Source organism: Streptomyces sp. col6, assembly GCF_008042035.1.
GTDB lineage: Bacteria > Actinomycetota > Actinomycetes > Streptomycetales > Streptomycetaceae > Streptomyces.
The window spans coordinates 345,248-360,169 of record NZ_RDBL01000002.1 but is presented as its reverse complement, the minus strand read 5'-3'; the positions used below and the strand labels follow the sequence as shown (position 1 = coordinate 360,169).

The 14,922-nt window shown below is 72.6% G+C and carries 16 protein-coding genes; 7 read left to right on the top strand and 9 right to left on the bottom strand.

The window, feature by feature from the left end:
• Nucleotides 1–41: 41 nt before the first annotated feature.
• The 6 genes from EAO73_RS01765 to EAO73_RS01740 all read right to left on the bottom strand — a co-directional run bounded on the left by EAO73_RS01765 (nt 42) and on the right by EAO73_RS01740 (nt 6,259).
• Nucleotides 42–884: an ATP-binding cassette domain-containing protein gene (locus EAO73_RS01765; RefSeq protein WP_147969671.1), complete on the bottom strand. Its 843-nt coding sequence runs from the start codon at nt 882–884 to the stop codon at nt 42–44.
• Nucleotides 881–1,927 (bottom strand): ABC transporter permease, encoded by a 1,047-nt coding sequence (locus EAO73_RS01760; protein ID WP_147969670.1) that lies wholly within the window; start codon nt 1,925–1,927, stop codon nt 881–883. Before EAO73_RS01760 ends, EAO73_RS01765 begins: the two co-directional genes overlap by 4 nt.
• Nucleotides 1,924–2,907: a sugar ABC transporter substrate-binding protein gene (locus EAO73_RS01755; RefSeq protein ID WP_147969669.1), complete on the bottom strand. Its 984-nt coding sequence runs from the start codon at nt 2,905–2,907 to the stop codon at nt 1,924–1,926. Before EAO73_RS01755 ends, EAO73_RS01760 begins: the two co-directional genes overlap by 4 nt.
• A 170-nt stretch (nt 2,908–3,077) precedes the next feature.
• Nucleotides 3,078–4,253: a cytochrome P450 family protein gene (locus EAO73_RS01750; protein WP_147969668.1), complete on the bottom strand. Its 1,176-nt coding sequence runs from the start codon at nt 4,251–4,253 to the stop codon at nt 3,078–3,080.
• A gap of 84 nt (nt 4,254–4,337) precedes the next feature.
• Nucleotides 4,338–5,042 carry a response regulator gene (locus EAO73_RS01745; RefSeq protein ID WP_147969667.1) on the bottom strand — a complete coding sequence of 235 codons (705 nt, stop codon included), beginning with the start codon at nt 5,040–5,042 and terminating at the stop codon, nt 4,338–4,340.
• On the bottom strand, nt 5,039–6,259 hold the full coding sequence (locus tag EAO73_RS01740) for a sensor histidine kinase (RefSeq protein ID WP_147969666.1): 1,221 nt from the start codon (nt 6,257–6,259) through the stop codon (nt 5,039–5,041). The genes EAO73_RS01745 and EAO73_RS01740 overlap by 4 nt, the downstream gene beginning before the upstream one ends.
• A gap of 146 nt (nt 6,260–6,405) precedes the next feature.
• On the opposite strand from EAO73_RS01740, the gene EAO73_RS01735 reads away from it, so the two are divergent.
• Nucleotides 6,406–6,609 carry a hypothetical protein gene (locus EAO73_RS01735; RefSeq protein WP_147969665.1) on the top strand — a complete coding sequence of 68 codons (204 nt, stop codon included), beginning with the start codon at nt 6,406–6,408 and terminating at the stop codon, nt 6,607–6,609.
• A 12-nt stretch (nt 6,610–6,621) separates the two neighbouring features.
• On the opposite strand, the gene EAO73_RS01730 is transcribed toward EAO73_RS01735, so the two are convergent.
• Nucleotides 6,622–7,551 (bottom strand): DMT family transporter, encoded by a 930-nt coding sequence (locus tag EAO73_RS01730; RefSeq protein ID WP_147969978.1) that lies wholly within the window; start codon nt 7,549–7,551, stop codon nt 6,622–6,624.
• A gap of 153 nt (nt 7,552–7,704) precedes the next feature.
• On the opposite strand from EAO73_RS01730, the gene EAO73_RS01725 reads away from it, so the two are divergent.
• The 5 genes from EAO73_RS01725 (at nt 7,705) to EAO73_RS01705 (ending at nt 11,320) form a co-directional block, all read left to right on the top strand.
• Complete coding sequence (locus tag EAO73_RS01725; protein WP_147969664.1) at nt 7,705–8,349, top strand: TetR/AcrR family transcriptional regulator; 645 nt, start codon at nt 7,705–7,707, stop codon at nt 8,347–8,349.
• A 124-nt stretch (nt 8,350–8,473) separates the two neighbouring features.
• On the top strand, nt 8,474–8,908 hold the full coding sequence (locus EAO73_RS01720) for a hypothetical protein (RefSeq protein ID WP_147969663.1): 435 nt from the start codon (nt 8,474–8,476) through the stop codon (nt 8,906–8,908).
• Nucleotides 8,909–8,961: 53 nt separating this feature from the next.
• A complete protein-coding gene (locus tag EAO73_RS01715; RefSeq protein ID WP_147969662.1) occupies nt 8,962–9,546 on the top strand; it encodes a TIGR03086 family metal-binding protein in 585 nt (194 codons plus the stop codon).
• Nucleotides 9,547–9,643: 97 nt separating this feature from the next.
• Nucleotides 9,644–10,390 carry an SDR family oxidoreductase gene (locus tag EAO73_RS01710; RefSeq protein ID WP_147969661.1) on the top strand — a complete coding sequence of 249 codons (747 nt, stop codon included), beginning with the start codon at nt 9,644–9,646 and terminating at the stop codon, nt 10,388–10,390.
• 99 nt (nt 10,391–10,489) lie between these two features.
• On the top strand, nt 10,490–11,320 hold the full coding sequence (locus tag EAO73_RS01705) for an aldo/keto reductase (RefSeq protein ID WP_147969660.1): 831 nt from the start codon (nt 10,490–10,492) through the stop codon (nt 11,318–11,320).
• Nucleotides 11,321–11,342: 22 nt separating this feature from the next.
• Here the strand turns inward: EAO73_RS01705 and alc are convergent, their stop codons facing one another.
• Together alc and allB are read right to left on the bottom strand one after the other, a co-directional pair.
• Nucleotides 11,343–12,458, bottom strand: a complete 1,116-nt coding sequence (gene alc / locus EAO73_RS01700) for an allantoicase (RefSeq protein WP_147969659.1) — start codon at nt 12,456–12,458, stop codon at nt 11,343–11,345.
• Entirely contained in the window at nt 12,455–13,804 is a 1,350-nt protein-coding gene (gene allB, locus EAO73_RS01695) for an allantoinase AllB (RefSeq protein WP_147969658.1), read from the bottom strand. The genes alc and allB overlap by 4 nt, the downstream gene beginning before the upstream one ends.
• 314 nt (nt 13,805–14,118) lie before the next feature.
• Between allB and EAO73_RS01690 the strand changes: the two genes are divergently transcribed.
• On the top strand, nt 14,119–14,919 hold the full coding sequence (locus EAO73_RS01690) for an IclR family transcriptional regulator (protein WP_147969657.1): 801 nt from the start codon (nt 14,119–14,121) through the stop codon (nt 14,917–14,919).
• Nucleotides 14,920–14,922 lie beyond the last annotated feature (3 nt).

The following is a 14,922-nucleotide window of genomic DNA, read 5'->3' as shown; positions in this document are numbered from 1 at the left end:
CGGAGGGTGCGGCCGTCGGACGGGGCGGACGGGCTGTGGTCCTACGCCTTGTCGACGGGACCCGGGCCGGTGGCGCGCTTCAGCTCGTGGCTCAGCTCCTCCAGCTCGCTGCCGCCCGCCATCTGGCGGGTCAGCTCGTCGAGCGTGATGCTCTCCTTGGTGTGGCTGCCGGCCATGACGCCCCGCTTGAGCAGGACGAACCGGTCACCGACGAGGTACGCGTGGTGCGGGTTGTGGGTGATGAGGACCACGCCGAGGCCGGCGTCCCGGGCGGCGGCGATGTACTTCAGGACGACCCCGGACTGCTTGACGCCGAGCGCGGCCGTCGGCTCGTCCAGGACGAGGATCTTCGCGCCGAAGTGGACGGCGCGGGCGATGGCCACGCACTGGCGCTCGCCGCCGGACAGGGTGCCGATGGGCTGGTCCACGTCGCGCAGGTCGATGCCCATGCGCAGCAGGGCCGAGCGGGTCGTCTCGCGCATCAGCTTGACGTCGAGGCGCTTGAACGGTCCTGCGCCGGTCGTCGGCTCGGAGCCGAGGAAGAAGTTGCGCCAGACGGGCATCAGCGGGACGACGGCCAGGTCCTGGTAGACCGTGGCGATGCCCCGGTCCAGGGCGTCGCGCGGGTTGGCGAGGGTGGTCTCCTCGCCGTCGACGAGGAACCGCCCGGCGTCGTGCCGGTGCAGCCCCGCGATGATCTTGATGAGGGTGGACTTGCCGGCGCCATTGTCGCCGAGGACGCAGGAGATCTCGCCCGCGTGGACCTCCAGCGAGACGCCTTCCAGCGCCTTGATGTTGCCGTAGTACTTGGCCACGTCGTCGAGCTCGACGAGAGCCTGCCGGCCGGCGTCCTGCGGCCCGTCCTGGGCCTGGGGGGCCGTCATTTCGTCGCCTCCGCGCGCTTGCGTACCCATGCGTTGAGCAGGGTGGCCAGGAGCAGCATCGCTCCCAGGAAGAACTTGAACCAGTCCGGGTTCCACTCCGCGTACACGATGCCCTTGCTGGTCATGCCGAAGATGAAGGCACCGACCGCCGAGCCGATCGCGGAGCCGTAGCCGCCGGTGATCAGACAGCCGCCGATGACGGCGGCGATGATGTAGGTCAGCTCGTTGCCGACGCCCTCGCCGGACTGCACGACGTCGTAGCTGAACAGCAGGTGCTGCCCGGAGACCCAGGCGGCGAAGGCGACGCCGAGGTAGAGACCGATCTTCGTCCGGATCACCGGGACGCCGACCGCGCGGGCCGCGTCCGCCCCGCCGCCGACCGCGAAGATCCAGTTGCCGAAGCGGGTGCGGAGCAGGATCCAGGTGGCGACGGCCACCAGGCCGGCCCACCACAGGAGCGTCACCTTCAGCTCGACGCCGCCGACGGTCCAGTACGAGGCGAAGAGCTTGCGGGCGGAGGGGAAGCCCTCCATGTTGCCGATGGTCTTCGTCGAGACGGTGCCGCTGATCAGCTTGGTGAAGCCCAGGTTCAGGCCGGTCAGCATGAGGAACGTGCCCAGCGTGATGATGAAGCTGGGGAGTTTCGTGCGGGTCAGCATGAAGCCGTTGAACGCGCCGATGGCGAGCGTGACCAGCAAGGACACGAAGACGCCGACCCAGACGTTGGCCGTCATCTGGTAGCTGAACATCGACGAGATCAGCGCGGAGCTGGTGACCATCACACCGGCGGACAGGTCGAACTCGCCGCCGATCATCAGCAGCGCGACCGGCGCCGCCATGATCCCGATGATGGAGGCCGCGTACAGCACGGTCCCGAAGCTGGTGGCGCGCAGGAAGCTGTCGGCGACAAGCGCGAAGAAGAGGAAGACCGCGAGCGCGCCGACGACGGAGCCCAGCTCCGGGCGGCCGAGGAGCTTGCGCAGCGGTGAGGTGCGCACCAGCCGCTCGTCGACGACGGCGGACGATCCGGGGCCGGCGGTCATCGGGTGCCCCGGTCGGCGTACTCGGCGAGCTGGGCGGCGTCGTCGGAGGTGATGATCTGCGGGCCGGTCAGCACCGGACGGCCACCGCCGAGCACGTTGCGGTTGTAGCGGTAGAGCCAGAGCAGGTCGACGGCCTCGTAGCCCTGGAGGTAGGGCTGCTGGTCGACGGCGAAGCCGAGGGTCTTGGACTGGAGCGAGGCGGCGACCTTGGAGTTCAGGTCGAAGGTGTCGATCTCGGCCTTGCTGCCGGCGGTCTGCTTCGCCTTGACGGCGGCGTCCGCGAAGGGGGCGCCGAGCGTGACGACGGCGTCGATGTCCTTGTCGGACTGGAGCTTGGCCTCGATGGACGCCTGGACGTCGGGCATGTTGGTGCCCTCCACGTACAGGTTCTGCAGCCGGCCGTCGAAGGTCTTCTTCACTCCGGCGCAGCGCTGCTCGTGGCCCACGTTGCCCTGCTCGTGCAGGATGCACAGGGCCTTCTTGCGGCCGCGCTTGTTCAGTTCCTCGCCGACGGCCTCGCCGGCGATGGACTCGTCCTGGCCGATGTGGGTGAGGGCGCCGTACGCCTTGGACTCGGCGGAGCCGGAGTTCACCGTGATGACGGGGATGCCGGCGCGGACGGCCTTGGCGACGACGTCCTTCATGGCGTCGGGCTTGGCGAGCGTGACGATCAGCCCGTCGACCTTCTTGTCGATGGCCGCCTGCACGAGCTGGGCCTGCTGCTGGCCCTCGTCGTTCTTCGAGTACAGGAAGTTGATGTTGTCCTTCTTGGCCGCCATCTCGGCGCCCTTCTGGACGATGTCCCAGAAGGTGTCGCCGTCGCCCGAGTGGGTGACCATGGCGAAGGTCCAGCGGGGCGTGTTCACCGCGGCCCGGCCCTCGGCCGCGGCCTTGGCCGCACGCTCCTCCGCCCGCTTGCCGCCGGTGCTGCTGCATCCCATGAGGGACACCCCCAGCACCGCCGCAAGCACGGCGCCCATCGCACGTACCCCTGTCCGAACCCTTGCCACGACGCCGTGCCCTTCTTGTGCTGCTCGCTGTGCTCCCGGTGGTGCCGGGGCCCTGTGTGGTCCCGGCCCGGCTGGGCAAGTATCCCCGAGCCCGCCCCGCCGTCACCCGGAGGGGCACGCGGAGGCGGGCGGCGCGTCGCTCACCAGCGCACCGGCAGGCGGCGCACTCCCCGGATCAGCGTGCCGGGCAGCCAGTCGAACGGGGCGCCTTCCGGATCGGCCTCCAGGCCGGGGCAGCGCTCCAGGAGCGTACGGACGGCGATGCGGCCCTCCATCCGGGCCAGCGGCGCCCCCAGGCAGAAGTGGATGCCGTGCCCGAAGGCGAGGTGGCCGCGGGTGTCGCGCCGGATGTCGAAGCGGTCGGGCTCCGGGAAGCGGGCCGGGTCGCGGTCGGAGCCGGCGAGCGAGACCAGCACCGCTTCACCGGGCTCGACGGTGCGGGAGCCGATCTCGACGCGTTCCCGGGCGAACCGGATGGTGGCCGTCTCCACGGGTCCGTCGTAGCGCAGCATCTCCTCGATCGCGCCGTCGAGGAGGCCCGGGTCGGCGCGCAGCGCGGCGAGCTGGTCGGGGTGGGCGAGCAGGGCGCGGACGCCGTTGGAGATGAGGTTGACCGTCGTCTCGTGGCCGGCGACGAGCAGCAGGAAGGCCATGCCGACCAGCTCGTCCGGCGACAGCGCGACGTCGTCCTCGTCGCGGGCGGCGATCAGCGCGCTCAGCAGGTCGTCGCCGGGTGAGCGGCGCTTGTCCTCGATCAGCTCGCCGAGATAGACGCCCATGGCGCGGATCGACTCGCCCTCCTCCAGCGCGTTCGCGGGGGCGACCACCCCGTTGGACAGCTTGCGGAAGGCGGACCGGTCCAGGTCGGGGACGCCGATCAGCTCGCAGATGACGGTCATCGGCAGCGGGAAGGCGAGCGCGTCCACAAGGTCGGCGCGGCCTTCCGGGACCATCACGTCGAGCAGTCCGTCGGTGATCTCCTGGACCCGGGGGCGCAGCGCCTCGATCCGGCGCGGAGTGAAGGCGCGGACGACGAGCTTGCGCAGCCGGGTGTGGTCGGGGGCGTCCATCTCCAGCATGTTGGCGTTGATCGGGTCGCCGCCCATCTCGCCGGGCAGCGCCCGCCAGTCCTTGCCGAAGCGCTGGTCGGCGAGGACCGCCCGGCCCTCGTCGTAGCCGACGACGAGCCAGGCCCGCTCGAACTCGTCGGTGCGGATGAGGTGTACGGGCCCGGCGGCGCGCATCCGGTCGTAGTAGGGATAGGGATCCGCGGTGAAATCGGTCAACCCGCGCAGATCTACCTCGACTTCGGACATGGGCCCACCCTCCCGGTCGCTTCGTCCCGGCCCTTGGGGCCGGCCCGTTCAGCGTAGGCCGGGCGGCCCGCCGGGAACGAGCCTTCAGGGCAGGCTCGATCCGCTCTCGTCGTCGAGCAGACCGGCGTCGTGGACGAGCAGGGCGATCTGGACCCGGTTGTTGAAGCCGAACTTGGCGAGGATGCGGGAGACCTGGGTCTTCACCGTGGCGACGCTGAGGTAGAGCGTCGCGGCGATCTCCGCGTTGGACCGCCCCTGTCCCACGGCGACGGCCACCTCGCGTTCCCGGTCGGCGAGCAGCGCGAGTCGTTCGCGCGCCCGTGCGGTCCGGTCCACCCGTTCCTCGCGTCCGGGGCCGGCCGCGCGGGCCATGAGCTGCCGGGTGACCGCGGGCGACAGGACCGGGTCGCCGGCCGCGACGCGGCGCACCGACTCGACGATCTGGGCGGGCGGGGTGTCCTTGAGGACGAAGCCGGCGGCTCCGGCGCGGATGGCGCGGAGGACCTGTTCGTCGGCGTGGAAGGTGGTCAGGACGACGATCTCGGGGGCGTCCGGGCGCCGGCGCAGCAGTTCGGTGGCGCTCAGCCCGTCCATGACCGGCATCCGGATGTCCATCAGGACCACGTCGGGCCGCAGCCGGTCGACGAGGGCGGCGGCCTGGCTGCCGTCGGCGCCCTCCCCCACGATGTCGATGTCGTCGGCGCCGCCCAGCATCAGGGTGAGGCCGGCCCGGACGAGCGGGTCGTCGTCGATGATGAGCAGCCGGACGGGCCCGGCGGGGGTGATCATGAGGCCCACGGTAGCCAGGCCCGGACCGCGAACCCCCCACCGGGTTCCGGCCCGTGGTCGAGGCTGCCCCCGGCGAGGGTGGCCCGCTCGGTGAGGCCGATGAGTCCCTGGCCGGAGCCGGGCACCCGGGCGAAGGGTTCGGTGGGGGCCGGGTTGCGCACCTCGGCGGTGATGCCGGGGCCGGGGCCGCCGGTGACGGTGACGGTGACCTCGGCGCCGGGGGCGTGCTTGCGGGCGTTGGTCAGGGCTTCCTGGGCGATGCGGTAGACGGTGCGCCCGGAGGCGGCGGGCACGGCGTCGGGGTCGTCGATCCGGTTGTCGAGGGTGACCTTCATGCCGGCCTGCCGGGATTCGGCGATCAGGGCGTCGAGCGTGGCGAGAGTGGGCTGCGGCCGGTTGCCGTCGGTGTCCCCGTCGCGCGGGCTGCGCAGTACGCCGATGATCTCGCGGAGGTCCTGGAGCGCCTCGTGCGCGCTGTCCCGGATGACTCCGGCGGCGCGGGCGACCTCGGGCGGGGGTGCGTCGGGCCGGAATTCCAGGGCCCCGGCGTGGACGCTGAGCAGGGTCAGCCGGTGGGCGAGCACGTCGTGCATCTCGCGTGCGATGTCCTCGCGGGCGAGCCGCTGGGCCTGTTCGGCGCGCAGGGCGGCCTCGGTCTCGGCGCGCCGGGCGCGTTCCCGCAGGGAGATGACGAGCTGGCGGCGGGAGCGCACGACCATGCCCCAGCTGAGGACGAGCAGGATCAGCAGGACCCCGATGATGGTGGACGCGAGGAACGACGTGTTCGGGTCGGGGCGCAGATACGGCTGTACGGGGACGACGACGAGGGCCCCGGCGCCGACGAGGGCGACCGGCCGGAACGGCCGGTGGACGGCCACGCTGAACAGCGCCACCAGCAGGGCCCCGGCCGCGACGGGCTCCACGGTGGACAGCAGGGTCAGGGCGACGGCCAGCCCGACCGGCCAGCGCCGCCGGAACCACAGGGCGCAGCAGGCGGCGGCGCCGACGAGGGAGTCCACCAGCACGAAGGTGTCCGATGTGGTGGGGTCGGCCTCGATGGTGGTGAGGGCCGCCAGGCCGATGCCCGCCGCGCAGAGGAAGGCCGTGAGGTCGACGGCCCAGTCCCGCACGGTGCGGCGGGACCGGCCTCGGTCGCCCGGCAGCTCGGGGTCGGCCATCGCCGAGGGCAGCAGCCAGGGGTACTCCGTACGCGTCATATCGTCAAAGCTACGCAGGTGGGCGGCGGCTTCCGGGGCTTCGGGGCGCCGGAGCGACCAAAGTCGCGCGGTCGGAGACTTTCGGACCCGGCGGGCAGCCCACCGGCCGATGCGCTGGCGGCGGGCCGGCGGCCAGGCTCGTGGCCATGAAGAAACTCTGCGAGACGGTCGGCTTCCTGGTCTTCGTCCAGGGGGTCGCGGGGCTGCTCCATGAATGGTTCGACTGGTTCCGCTTCTTCAACCTGGTGCAGCGGCTGCCGTTCGCCTCGGATTACTCCCTGTACGTGTCCATCGTGCTGGTGGTGGCGGGGGCGGCGGTGATGGTCGCCTCGGACGCGATCAAGGAGTGAGGGGCGGCGCGCTCAGGGGGCGGCCGGGCCCGCGCCGCGCCGCCCCCACGCCGTTCCGGCCAGCACGAGTACGGCACCCGCGATCCCGGCGGCGCCCAGGCGTTCGCCGCCGATCGCGATGCCGACGGCGGCGGCCCACAGCGGTTCCGTACCGAGCAGGAGGCTGACCCGGGACGGCGAGGTGCGGCGTACGGACCACATCTGCACGAAGAACGCGAAGAGCGTGCAGAACACCGAGAGGAAGAGCAGCCCGCCCCACTCCCGGACCCCGAACCCGGCGGCGACCGTCCAGGGCGCCTCACCCGTTCCCGGCGCGGCGGCCAGCAGGGCGAAGACGGCGACGGAGCTGCCGAGCTGCACGGTCGTCAGGGACAGCGAGTCCGCGCTCTGCACGGCCTTGACGCGTGCCATGAGCAGGACGTGCAGGGTCCGGGCGAGAGCGGCGGCCAGCATGAGCAGGTCACCCCCGGAGGGGCTGGTGAATCCGCCGCCCTGGGTCAGCAGCACCACGCCCGCGACGGACAGCCCGGCGGCGGCGAGGAAGGCCCCGGTCGGCCGGGCCCGGGTCACGGCGGCCTCGGCGAGCGGGGTGAAGATCATGGTGAGGCTGATGATGAGCCCGGCGTTGGTCGCCGAGGTGTGCACGATGCCGTACGTCTCCAGCAGGAAGATCCCGCTGAGTACGAGGCCCAGCAGCCCGGCGCCCCGCCACTGGGCGGCGCTCAGCGCGCGCAGCCGGCGCCGGCCCGCGACCACCAGGACGGGCAGCACCACGGCGAACCGCAGCACGAGGACGGCGACGACGGTCTGCGGGGTGGTGATGCCCTTGGCGGCGAGATAGCTGGAGCCCCAGACCACCGCGACCAGCAGGACGGGCAGATCGGTGAGCCAGGCCCGGCGCGGCGGGGCGACGACTGGGACGGTGACGACGACGGAGGACACCTGGAACTCCCGTTTCTCCACAGGGGACGACGTGGAGACGGCACCGGCTCGCACAGGGGAACGATCACGCTACCGGGCACCCTCCTACAATGGCGAGCCCCGGGGACCGGCCCGTCGGCGGCCGCCCGCACCCACGGAGCACGGAGTCGCGCGATGGCCGGAACACGCCAGGACGGAAGGGTCGAACGGGGCAACCGCACCCGGCAGCTGGTCCTCGCCCGTGCGGCGGAGGTCGCCTCGGTGGAGGGCCTCGAAGGGCTGTCGCTCGGCCGTCTCGCCACGGACCTCCGGCTGAGCAAGAGCGGGGTGTTCGCGCTCTTCGGCTCCAAGGAGGAACTTCAGCTGGCGACCGTCCGGGCGGCGGTCGCGATCCACGACGAGCACGTAGTCGTGCCGACGCGCGAGACCCCTGCCGGCCTGGGCCGGGTGCGGCGGATGTGCGAGGCGTGGATCGCCTACTCGCGGGACCGGGTGTTCCCCGGCGGCTGCTTCTTCTATGCCGCGCTCGCCGAGTTCGACGCCCGTGAGGGCGCGGTGCACGACGCGCTGGCGACCGCACAGGCCGGCTGGTTCGCCTTCGTGGAGCGGCGCGTCGAGGAGGCACGGGCCCTGGGCGAGATCCGCGACGACTGCGACGCCGCCCAGCTCGCTTTCGAGATCATCGCGTTCCTGGAGCTGGCGAACGGCGACTCGGTGCTGCGGGGCAGCGCGGAGAGCTATACGCGGGCGTGGCGCGCGATCCTGGGGCGGCTCCGGGCGGTGGCGGTGGACCCCGCGTCGCTGCCCGCCGGCGCGTAGACCCAGAGCCTGTCCGGATACGACGCTCAGCTCACCGGAGAAACTATTAGCACGATCGTTCGTCTAGTTATAGGCTCGGAGCAGCCGCCATCGGGCGGACCCGCGCGCTAGAAGGAGACCGACCGTGCCGCAGATGCTCTGGAGCACCCGATGGCAGCCCGGCTCCGCCGCCGGGTCCGTGGAGCCCGGCGCGGAGGTGGTCGTCGGAGTCACCGAGTTCGTCACGCACCGCCCCTGGAGCACGTTCTCCGTGGGCGCCGAGGGGATGCGGCTGCGCCGTACCTGGCCGGGGACGCCGGGCGCGGTCGGCATGTGGCTCTGGGTGGACCTGGGCCCGCGGATGAACCGTTCCGGTTCGATCACCGTCTGGACCGCGCACACACACCTGCTGGGCTTCGTCGCCCGCCCCGACCACCGGCGGATCGTCCGCGCCCACCAAGGCCGCGGCACCCTGCGCTCGGCGACCTGGACGGCCCCGTTCACCGACAGGTCCGCCGTGTACGACTCCGCGTGGCGACTGGTGTCGGGCACGGAGCCGTGGCCCGCGGCCACGCGCTGACCCCGCACGGCCCGCCCGGCCCGCACCACACGCACGACGAAGGGACACCAGCCATGGACATCATCCGGCTCGACCGGATCGCGGTGCTCGCATCCGTACGCCTCGTCGACCGGGCGGGCCCCGGCGACTGGAGCCGCCCCACTCCCTGTGACCGCTGGACGCTGCGCGCGCTGGTGGAGCACATGGGCGGCCAGCACCTCGGGTTCGCCGCCGCCGCACGGGGCGAGGGAAGCGACGCCGCCGTCTGGGAGCCCCGGCGGGCCGGGGACGATCCGGCCGCCTGGTACCGGGGGACGGCCCGGACCGTGCTCGACGCCTTCGACCGGCCGGAGGCGTCGCAACGGCGGTTCACGCTGCCGGAGATCAGTACGGAGGCGACGTTCCCCGCGGCCACCGCGATGGGGTTCCACTTCCTCGACTACGTCGTGCATTCCTGGGACGTGGCCGCGGCGCTCGGGCTGCCGCTCGCGCTGCCGGACGACGTGGTGGAGGCGGCCCTGCCCGTCGCCCTGCGGGTCCCGGGCGGACCGGCGCGCGAGGGGCCGGGCGCCGCCTTCCGGCCCGCGCTGCCCGTGGCGGAGGGCGGCCCGCTCCCCCGCGTACTGGCAGCGCTCGGCCGCTCGCCGGACTGGCGCTGACCGCACCGGATTCGGCGTCCAATTCCCGCCGGTGTCCGGGGCGCCGAACGACTTTCCTGGTTCCCGTCAGCACGACCGGCGACGAACAGGAACCACGATGAACAGCACCCTCCCCACGCCCCGCACCGCGCTCGTCACCGGAGGCAGCCGGGGCATCGGCGCCGCGACCGCCCTGCGGCTGGCCCGGGACGGCGCCGATGTGGCGCTGACCTACGTCCGGGACGAGCGGGGCGCCGAGGAGGTCGTCGCCGCGATCGAGGCGACCGGCCGCCGCGCGGTCGCCCTAAGCGCCGACTCGGCCGACCCGGACGCCGCCGCCGAGGTGGTGCACCGGGCCGTCGAGTCCCTCGGCAGGCTCGACATCCTGGTGAACAACGCGGGGATCGGCGTGCTCGGCCCGATCGGCACTCTCACGCCCGCCGATGTCGACCGGGTGCTCGCTGTGAACGTCCGGGCTGTCTTCCTCGCCTGCCGGGCGGCGGCCGAGGTGATGGAGAGCGGCGGGCGCATCATCTCCGTCGGCACGGCCCTGAGCCGGCACGCGGGCGGCCCCGGCGGAACGCTCTACGCGATGAGCAAGTCCGCGCTCTCCGGGCTGACCAAGCCGCTGGCCCGCGAGCTGGGACCGCGCGGCATCACCGTCAACCTGGTCCAGCCCGGCGCCGTGGACACCGACATGAACCCCGCCGACGGCCCGTACGCCGACGGGCAGCGCACGGCCAACGCGCTGGACCGGTTCGGCACCACGGCGGAGATCGCCGGGCTGATCTCGTACCTCGCGGGCGAGGAGGCCGCCTTCGTCACCGGGGCCGAACTGGTCGCGGACGGCGGCCACGCCGCCTGACCGGAGGGCGCCCCCGTCGCTCTGCCGCTCGCCGCCTCCCCGCCTACGCTGGGCGGGGAGGCATACCGCGAGACGGTGAACAGGCGAGAAGGGACGATCATGTCCGGTACCCCGGCGCACACGCTGAACGACGGCCGTACGATCCCGGCGGTCGGGCTCGGCACCTACCCGCTCGACGACGACGCGGCGGAGAAGGCCGTCGCCGGAGCCCTGGACCTCGGCTACCGGCTCGTGGACACCGCGCTGAACTACGGCAACGAGACCGGTACGGGGCGCGGCATCGCCCGCAGCGGGGTGCCGCGCGAGGAGGTCTTCGTCACGACCAAGGTGCCCGGCCGGCACCACGGGTACGAGAAGACGCTGGCCTCGTTCGAGGAGTCACGGGCGAACCTCGGCCTGGACTACGTGGACCTGTATCTCATCCACTGGCCCCTTCCGAAGGTGGGGCTGTACGTGGACACCTGGCGGGCGCTGATCAAGCTGCGCGAGGAGGGGCTCGTACGGTCGATCGGGGTCTCCAACTTCACCGCCGAGCACTTGGAGCGGCTGGAGGAGGAGACGGGCGTGGTGCCCGCCGTCAACCAGATCGAGCTGCACCCCCGGCTGCCGCAGGAGGAGCTGCGGGCGGTGCACGCGGCGATGGGGATCGTCACGCAGAGCTGGAGCCCGCTGGGGCGCGGCCGTGATCTGCTGGCCGACCCGGACGTGGTGGCCGTGGCCGAGGCGCACGGCGTCACCCCGGGCCAGGCCGTGCTGCGGTGGCACACGCAGCTCGGTGCCGTACCGATCCCGAAGTCGGCCGATCCGGGGCGGCAGCGCGAGAACCTGGACCTGTTCGGCTTCGAGCTGACGCCCGAGGAGCTGGGGCGGATCTCGAACGGGCGGCGGGAGCGGTTCGGCGGGGACCCCGAGGAGCACGAGGAGTTCTGAGGCGCCCCGGGGTCCCGTTCCGTCAGCCGCCGAGTTCGGTGTGGCGGGCGGTCAGCCGGGCCGCGCCGCGTTCGGTGAGCGTGCCGAAGAGGCGCAGCCGGGAGATGCCGCCGTCCGGGAAGATGTCGATCCGGACCTGGCCGGCGCGTACGGCGTCCGGCAGGACGAAGCGGTGGTTGGTGTCGGGCTGGAGCCGGGTCCGGGGCAGGAACTCGGTCCACTCGCCGGTCTCCGCGTCGCGGGCCGTCAGCCGCGCCCAGCCGGCCGCGTTCCCCTTGAGGTACGCGGTGTCGATCTCGACGGCGCGGATGTGCGCCTCTTCGACGAGGTGGTAGTGGATCCAGTCGTTGCCCCGGTCGCGCCGGCGGCGGGTCTCCCAGCCGTCGTCCATCTTGTGGGAGCGGCCGGGCTGGATGGTGTTGGTCGCCGGGGAGTAGAAGCGGTCGGAGGCGTCCTCGACCCGGCCGCCGTTCTCCAGGGCGACGACGTCGAACGTGCCGAGCGCGGTCAGCCAGGCGGGATCGGGGGCGACCTCGCCGTAGACCCGCAGACGGGCGATGCCGCCGTCCGGGTGCTGGTTGAGCCGCAGGTGCGTGAAGCGGCGTTCCGTGTCCACGGCGAATCCGTTGGCCGCGTGGCCGCCGACGGCGGTACGGGGGACGAGCGTCGTCCACTTCACGCCGGGGTCGAGCAGTTCCTCGGGGGACGGCGAACCGGGCAGCGAGACGGCCTCGACGGAGACGGCCTGCGGGTAGTTGCCGCGGAAGTGGGCGGTGTCGACGACCAGGCCGCGCACGATGCCGGGGGCGCCGAGCCGGATCAGGGCCCAGTCGTGGTCCTCGTCCGTCGGGTGCGGCTCGGAGGCGCCCGCACCGCGCCGGCGGCGGGTCTCCCAGCCGTCCATGATCTTGCCCTTGTGCCCGAAGCGCTCCGGGTCGAAGTGGGCGGGCTCCGGCTTGAGCAGGTTCTCGCGCTCGGCGAAGAACTCGTCGTTGGCGGCGATCACGCCCGCGCCGAGCCGCCGGTCGGCGAGGTCGACGAGGTGGGTGAAGGGGAGGTCCGCGGCGCGGTAGTCGGCGTACGGGTCGCCGCCCCCGTACGGGTTCGCGTCGCCGGTGAAGTGCGCTGTCGCCGTCATGCTCGGTTGTCCCTTGTCTGGAGGCGGCCGGTGGGTTCGGTGAGGACGCCGTCGGCGGCGATGCGTACCCCGCGCAGCCAGGTGGAGCGGACCACGCCGTGCAGGGTGCGGCCGGCGTACGCGGTGACCTGGTTGCGGTGGAACAGCTCGGCCGGGTCGACAGTGAAGGTGTCTTCGGGGGCCAGGACCGCGAAGTCGGCGTCGCGGCCGGCCTCGATGGCGCCCTTGTGGTGCAGCCCGGCGAGGGCGGCGGGGGCGGCGGACATCCAGCGGGTGACGTCGTCGAGCGTGTGGCCGCGCCGGCGGGCCTCGGTCCAGATGGCGGGCAGGCCGAGCTGGAGCGAGGAGATACCGCCCCAGGCGGAGGCGAAGTCCGGGGTCTTGAGGTCGGTGGTGCAGGGCGAGTGGTCGGAGACGATGCAGTCGATGGTGCCGTCGGCGAGCCCCTGCCACAGCGCGTCCTGGTTGGCGGCCTCCCGGATCGGCGGGCAGCACTTGAACTCGGTGGCCCCGTCGGGGACCTCCTCGGCGGTGAGGGTGAGGAAGTGCGGGCAGGACTCGACGGTGACGCGGACGCCTTCGCGCTTGGCGGCGGCGATGAGCGGCAGGGCGTCGCTGGAGGACAGATGCAGGACGTGGACGCGGGCGTTGAGCCGCCGGGCGTGGGCGATCAGGCCCTCGATGGCGGTGTTCTCGGCGTCGCGCGGCCGGGACGCGAGGAAGTCGGCGTAGGCGGGGCCGCCCTGCTGCGGCGCGGACGCCAGGTGGTGGGGGTCCTCGGCGTGCACGATGAGCAGCCCGCCGAAGCCCGCGATCTCGGCCATGGACCGGGCCAGCTGCTCCTGGTCCAGCTCGGGGAACTCCTCCACGCCGGAGGGCGACAGGAAGCACTTGAAGCCGAAGACCCCGGCCTCGTACAGCGGGCGAAGGTCCTTGACGTTGGTGGGGACGGCGCCGCCCCAGAAGCCGGTGTCGACGTGCACCTTGGGCTCGGCGACGCCCTGCTTGACCCGCAGGTGCTCAACCGTGGTGGTGGGCGGCAGCGAGTTGAGGGGCATGTCGAGCAGCGTGGTGATGCCGCCCGCCGCGGCGGCGCGGGTGGCGGTCCAGAAGCCCTCCCACGCGGTGCGGCCGGGGTCGTTCACATGGACGTGGGTGTCGACGAGGCCGGGCATGAGGACGTCGTCGCCGAAGTCCTCCACGCGGGCGCCGGCGGGGGCCTCGGTGTCGTACGGCAGGACGGCCTCGATGGTCCCGCCGGTGACGGCGACCGATGCGGGCCGGGTCCCCTCGGGGGTGACGACGCGCGTCGAGCGCAGTAGCAGCTTCACGTCCGAACCGGACACCTGTGCTCCTCACATCGGACTTTCAACGAACTGTTGAAGGAGTCTTCACTCGGGAGCGCGACCCGTCAAGACCTCTTCCCCGCACCCCGGGCCCTTCGACACCTCCACTGGACGTTTCCACAAAGTAGAAGGGTAATTTCGGAGTGCGGAACGTAGAATGGGCCAGGTGCGGCGCGGCCGGGCTGCCGCCCGGCCTGCGGACACCCGGACAAACGGGCGCTGACCGGCCAGGACGGCCCCCGTCGGCTGTGGGCCGATCGGAAAGGGCCCGGTAGGCTGCTGCCTTGCTCCTCCGCTTCGAAAGGACCGTTGACGTGCCGCCGTCCCACGCCAGCACTTCCGACTCCAAGCCCGCCGGATCCAGCGGCGGTGTGCAGTCCCTTGAGCGCGCCTTCGACCTGCTGGAGCGGATGGCCGACGCGGGGGGCGAGGTCGGTCTGAGCGAGCTCTCCGCGAGCAGCGGACTGCCCCTGCCGACGATCCACCGCCTGATGCGCACGCTGGTCCAGTGCGGTTACGTACGTCAGCAGCCCAACCGGCGTTACGCGCTCGGCCCCCGCCTGATCCGCCTCGGCGAGTCCGCCGCACGGCTGCTCGGTACCTGGGCGCGCCCGTATCTGGCCCGGCTGGTCGAGGAGACCGGCGAGACGGCCAACATGGCGCTGCTCGACGGCGACGAGATCGTGTACGTGGCGCAGGTGCCGTCCAAGCACTCGATGCGCATGTTCACCGAGGTCGGCCGCCGGGTGCTGCCGCACTCCACCGGCGTCGGCAAGGCGCTGCTGGCGCACACCCCGCCGGACGAGGTGCGCGCGCTGCTGGCCCGTACGGGGATGCCCGCCGCCACCGAGAAGACCATCACCACCCCGGACGGCTTCCTGGAGGCGCTGGACCAGGTCCGCAGGGTGGGCTACGCCGTCGACGACAACGAGCAGGAGATAGGGGTCCGGTGCCTGGCGGTGTCGGTGCCCAACTCCCCCACCTCCGCCGCGATCTCGATCTCCGGCCCGGCCGGCCGGGTCACCGAGGCGGCCACCGAGCGGATCGTGCCGATCCTCCAGCAGGCCGCCAAGGAGCTGTCCGACGCGCTGGCCAGCAGCGGCGCGGCGGGCTGAGAA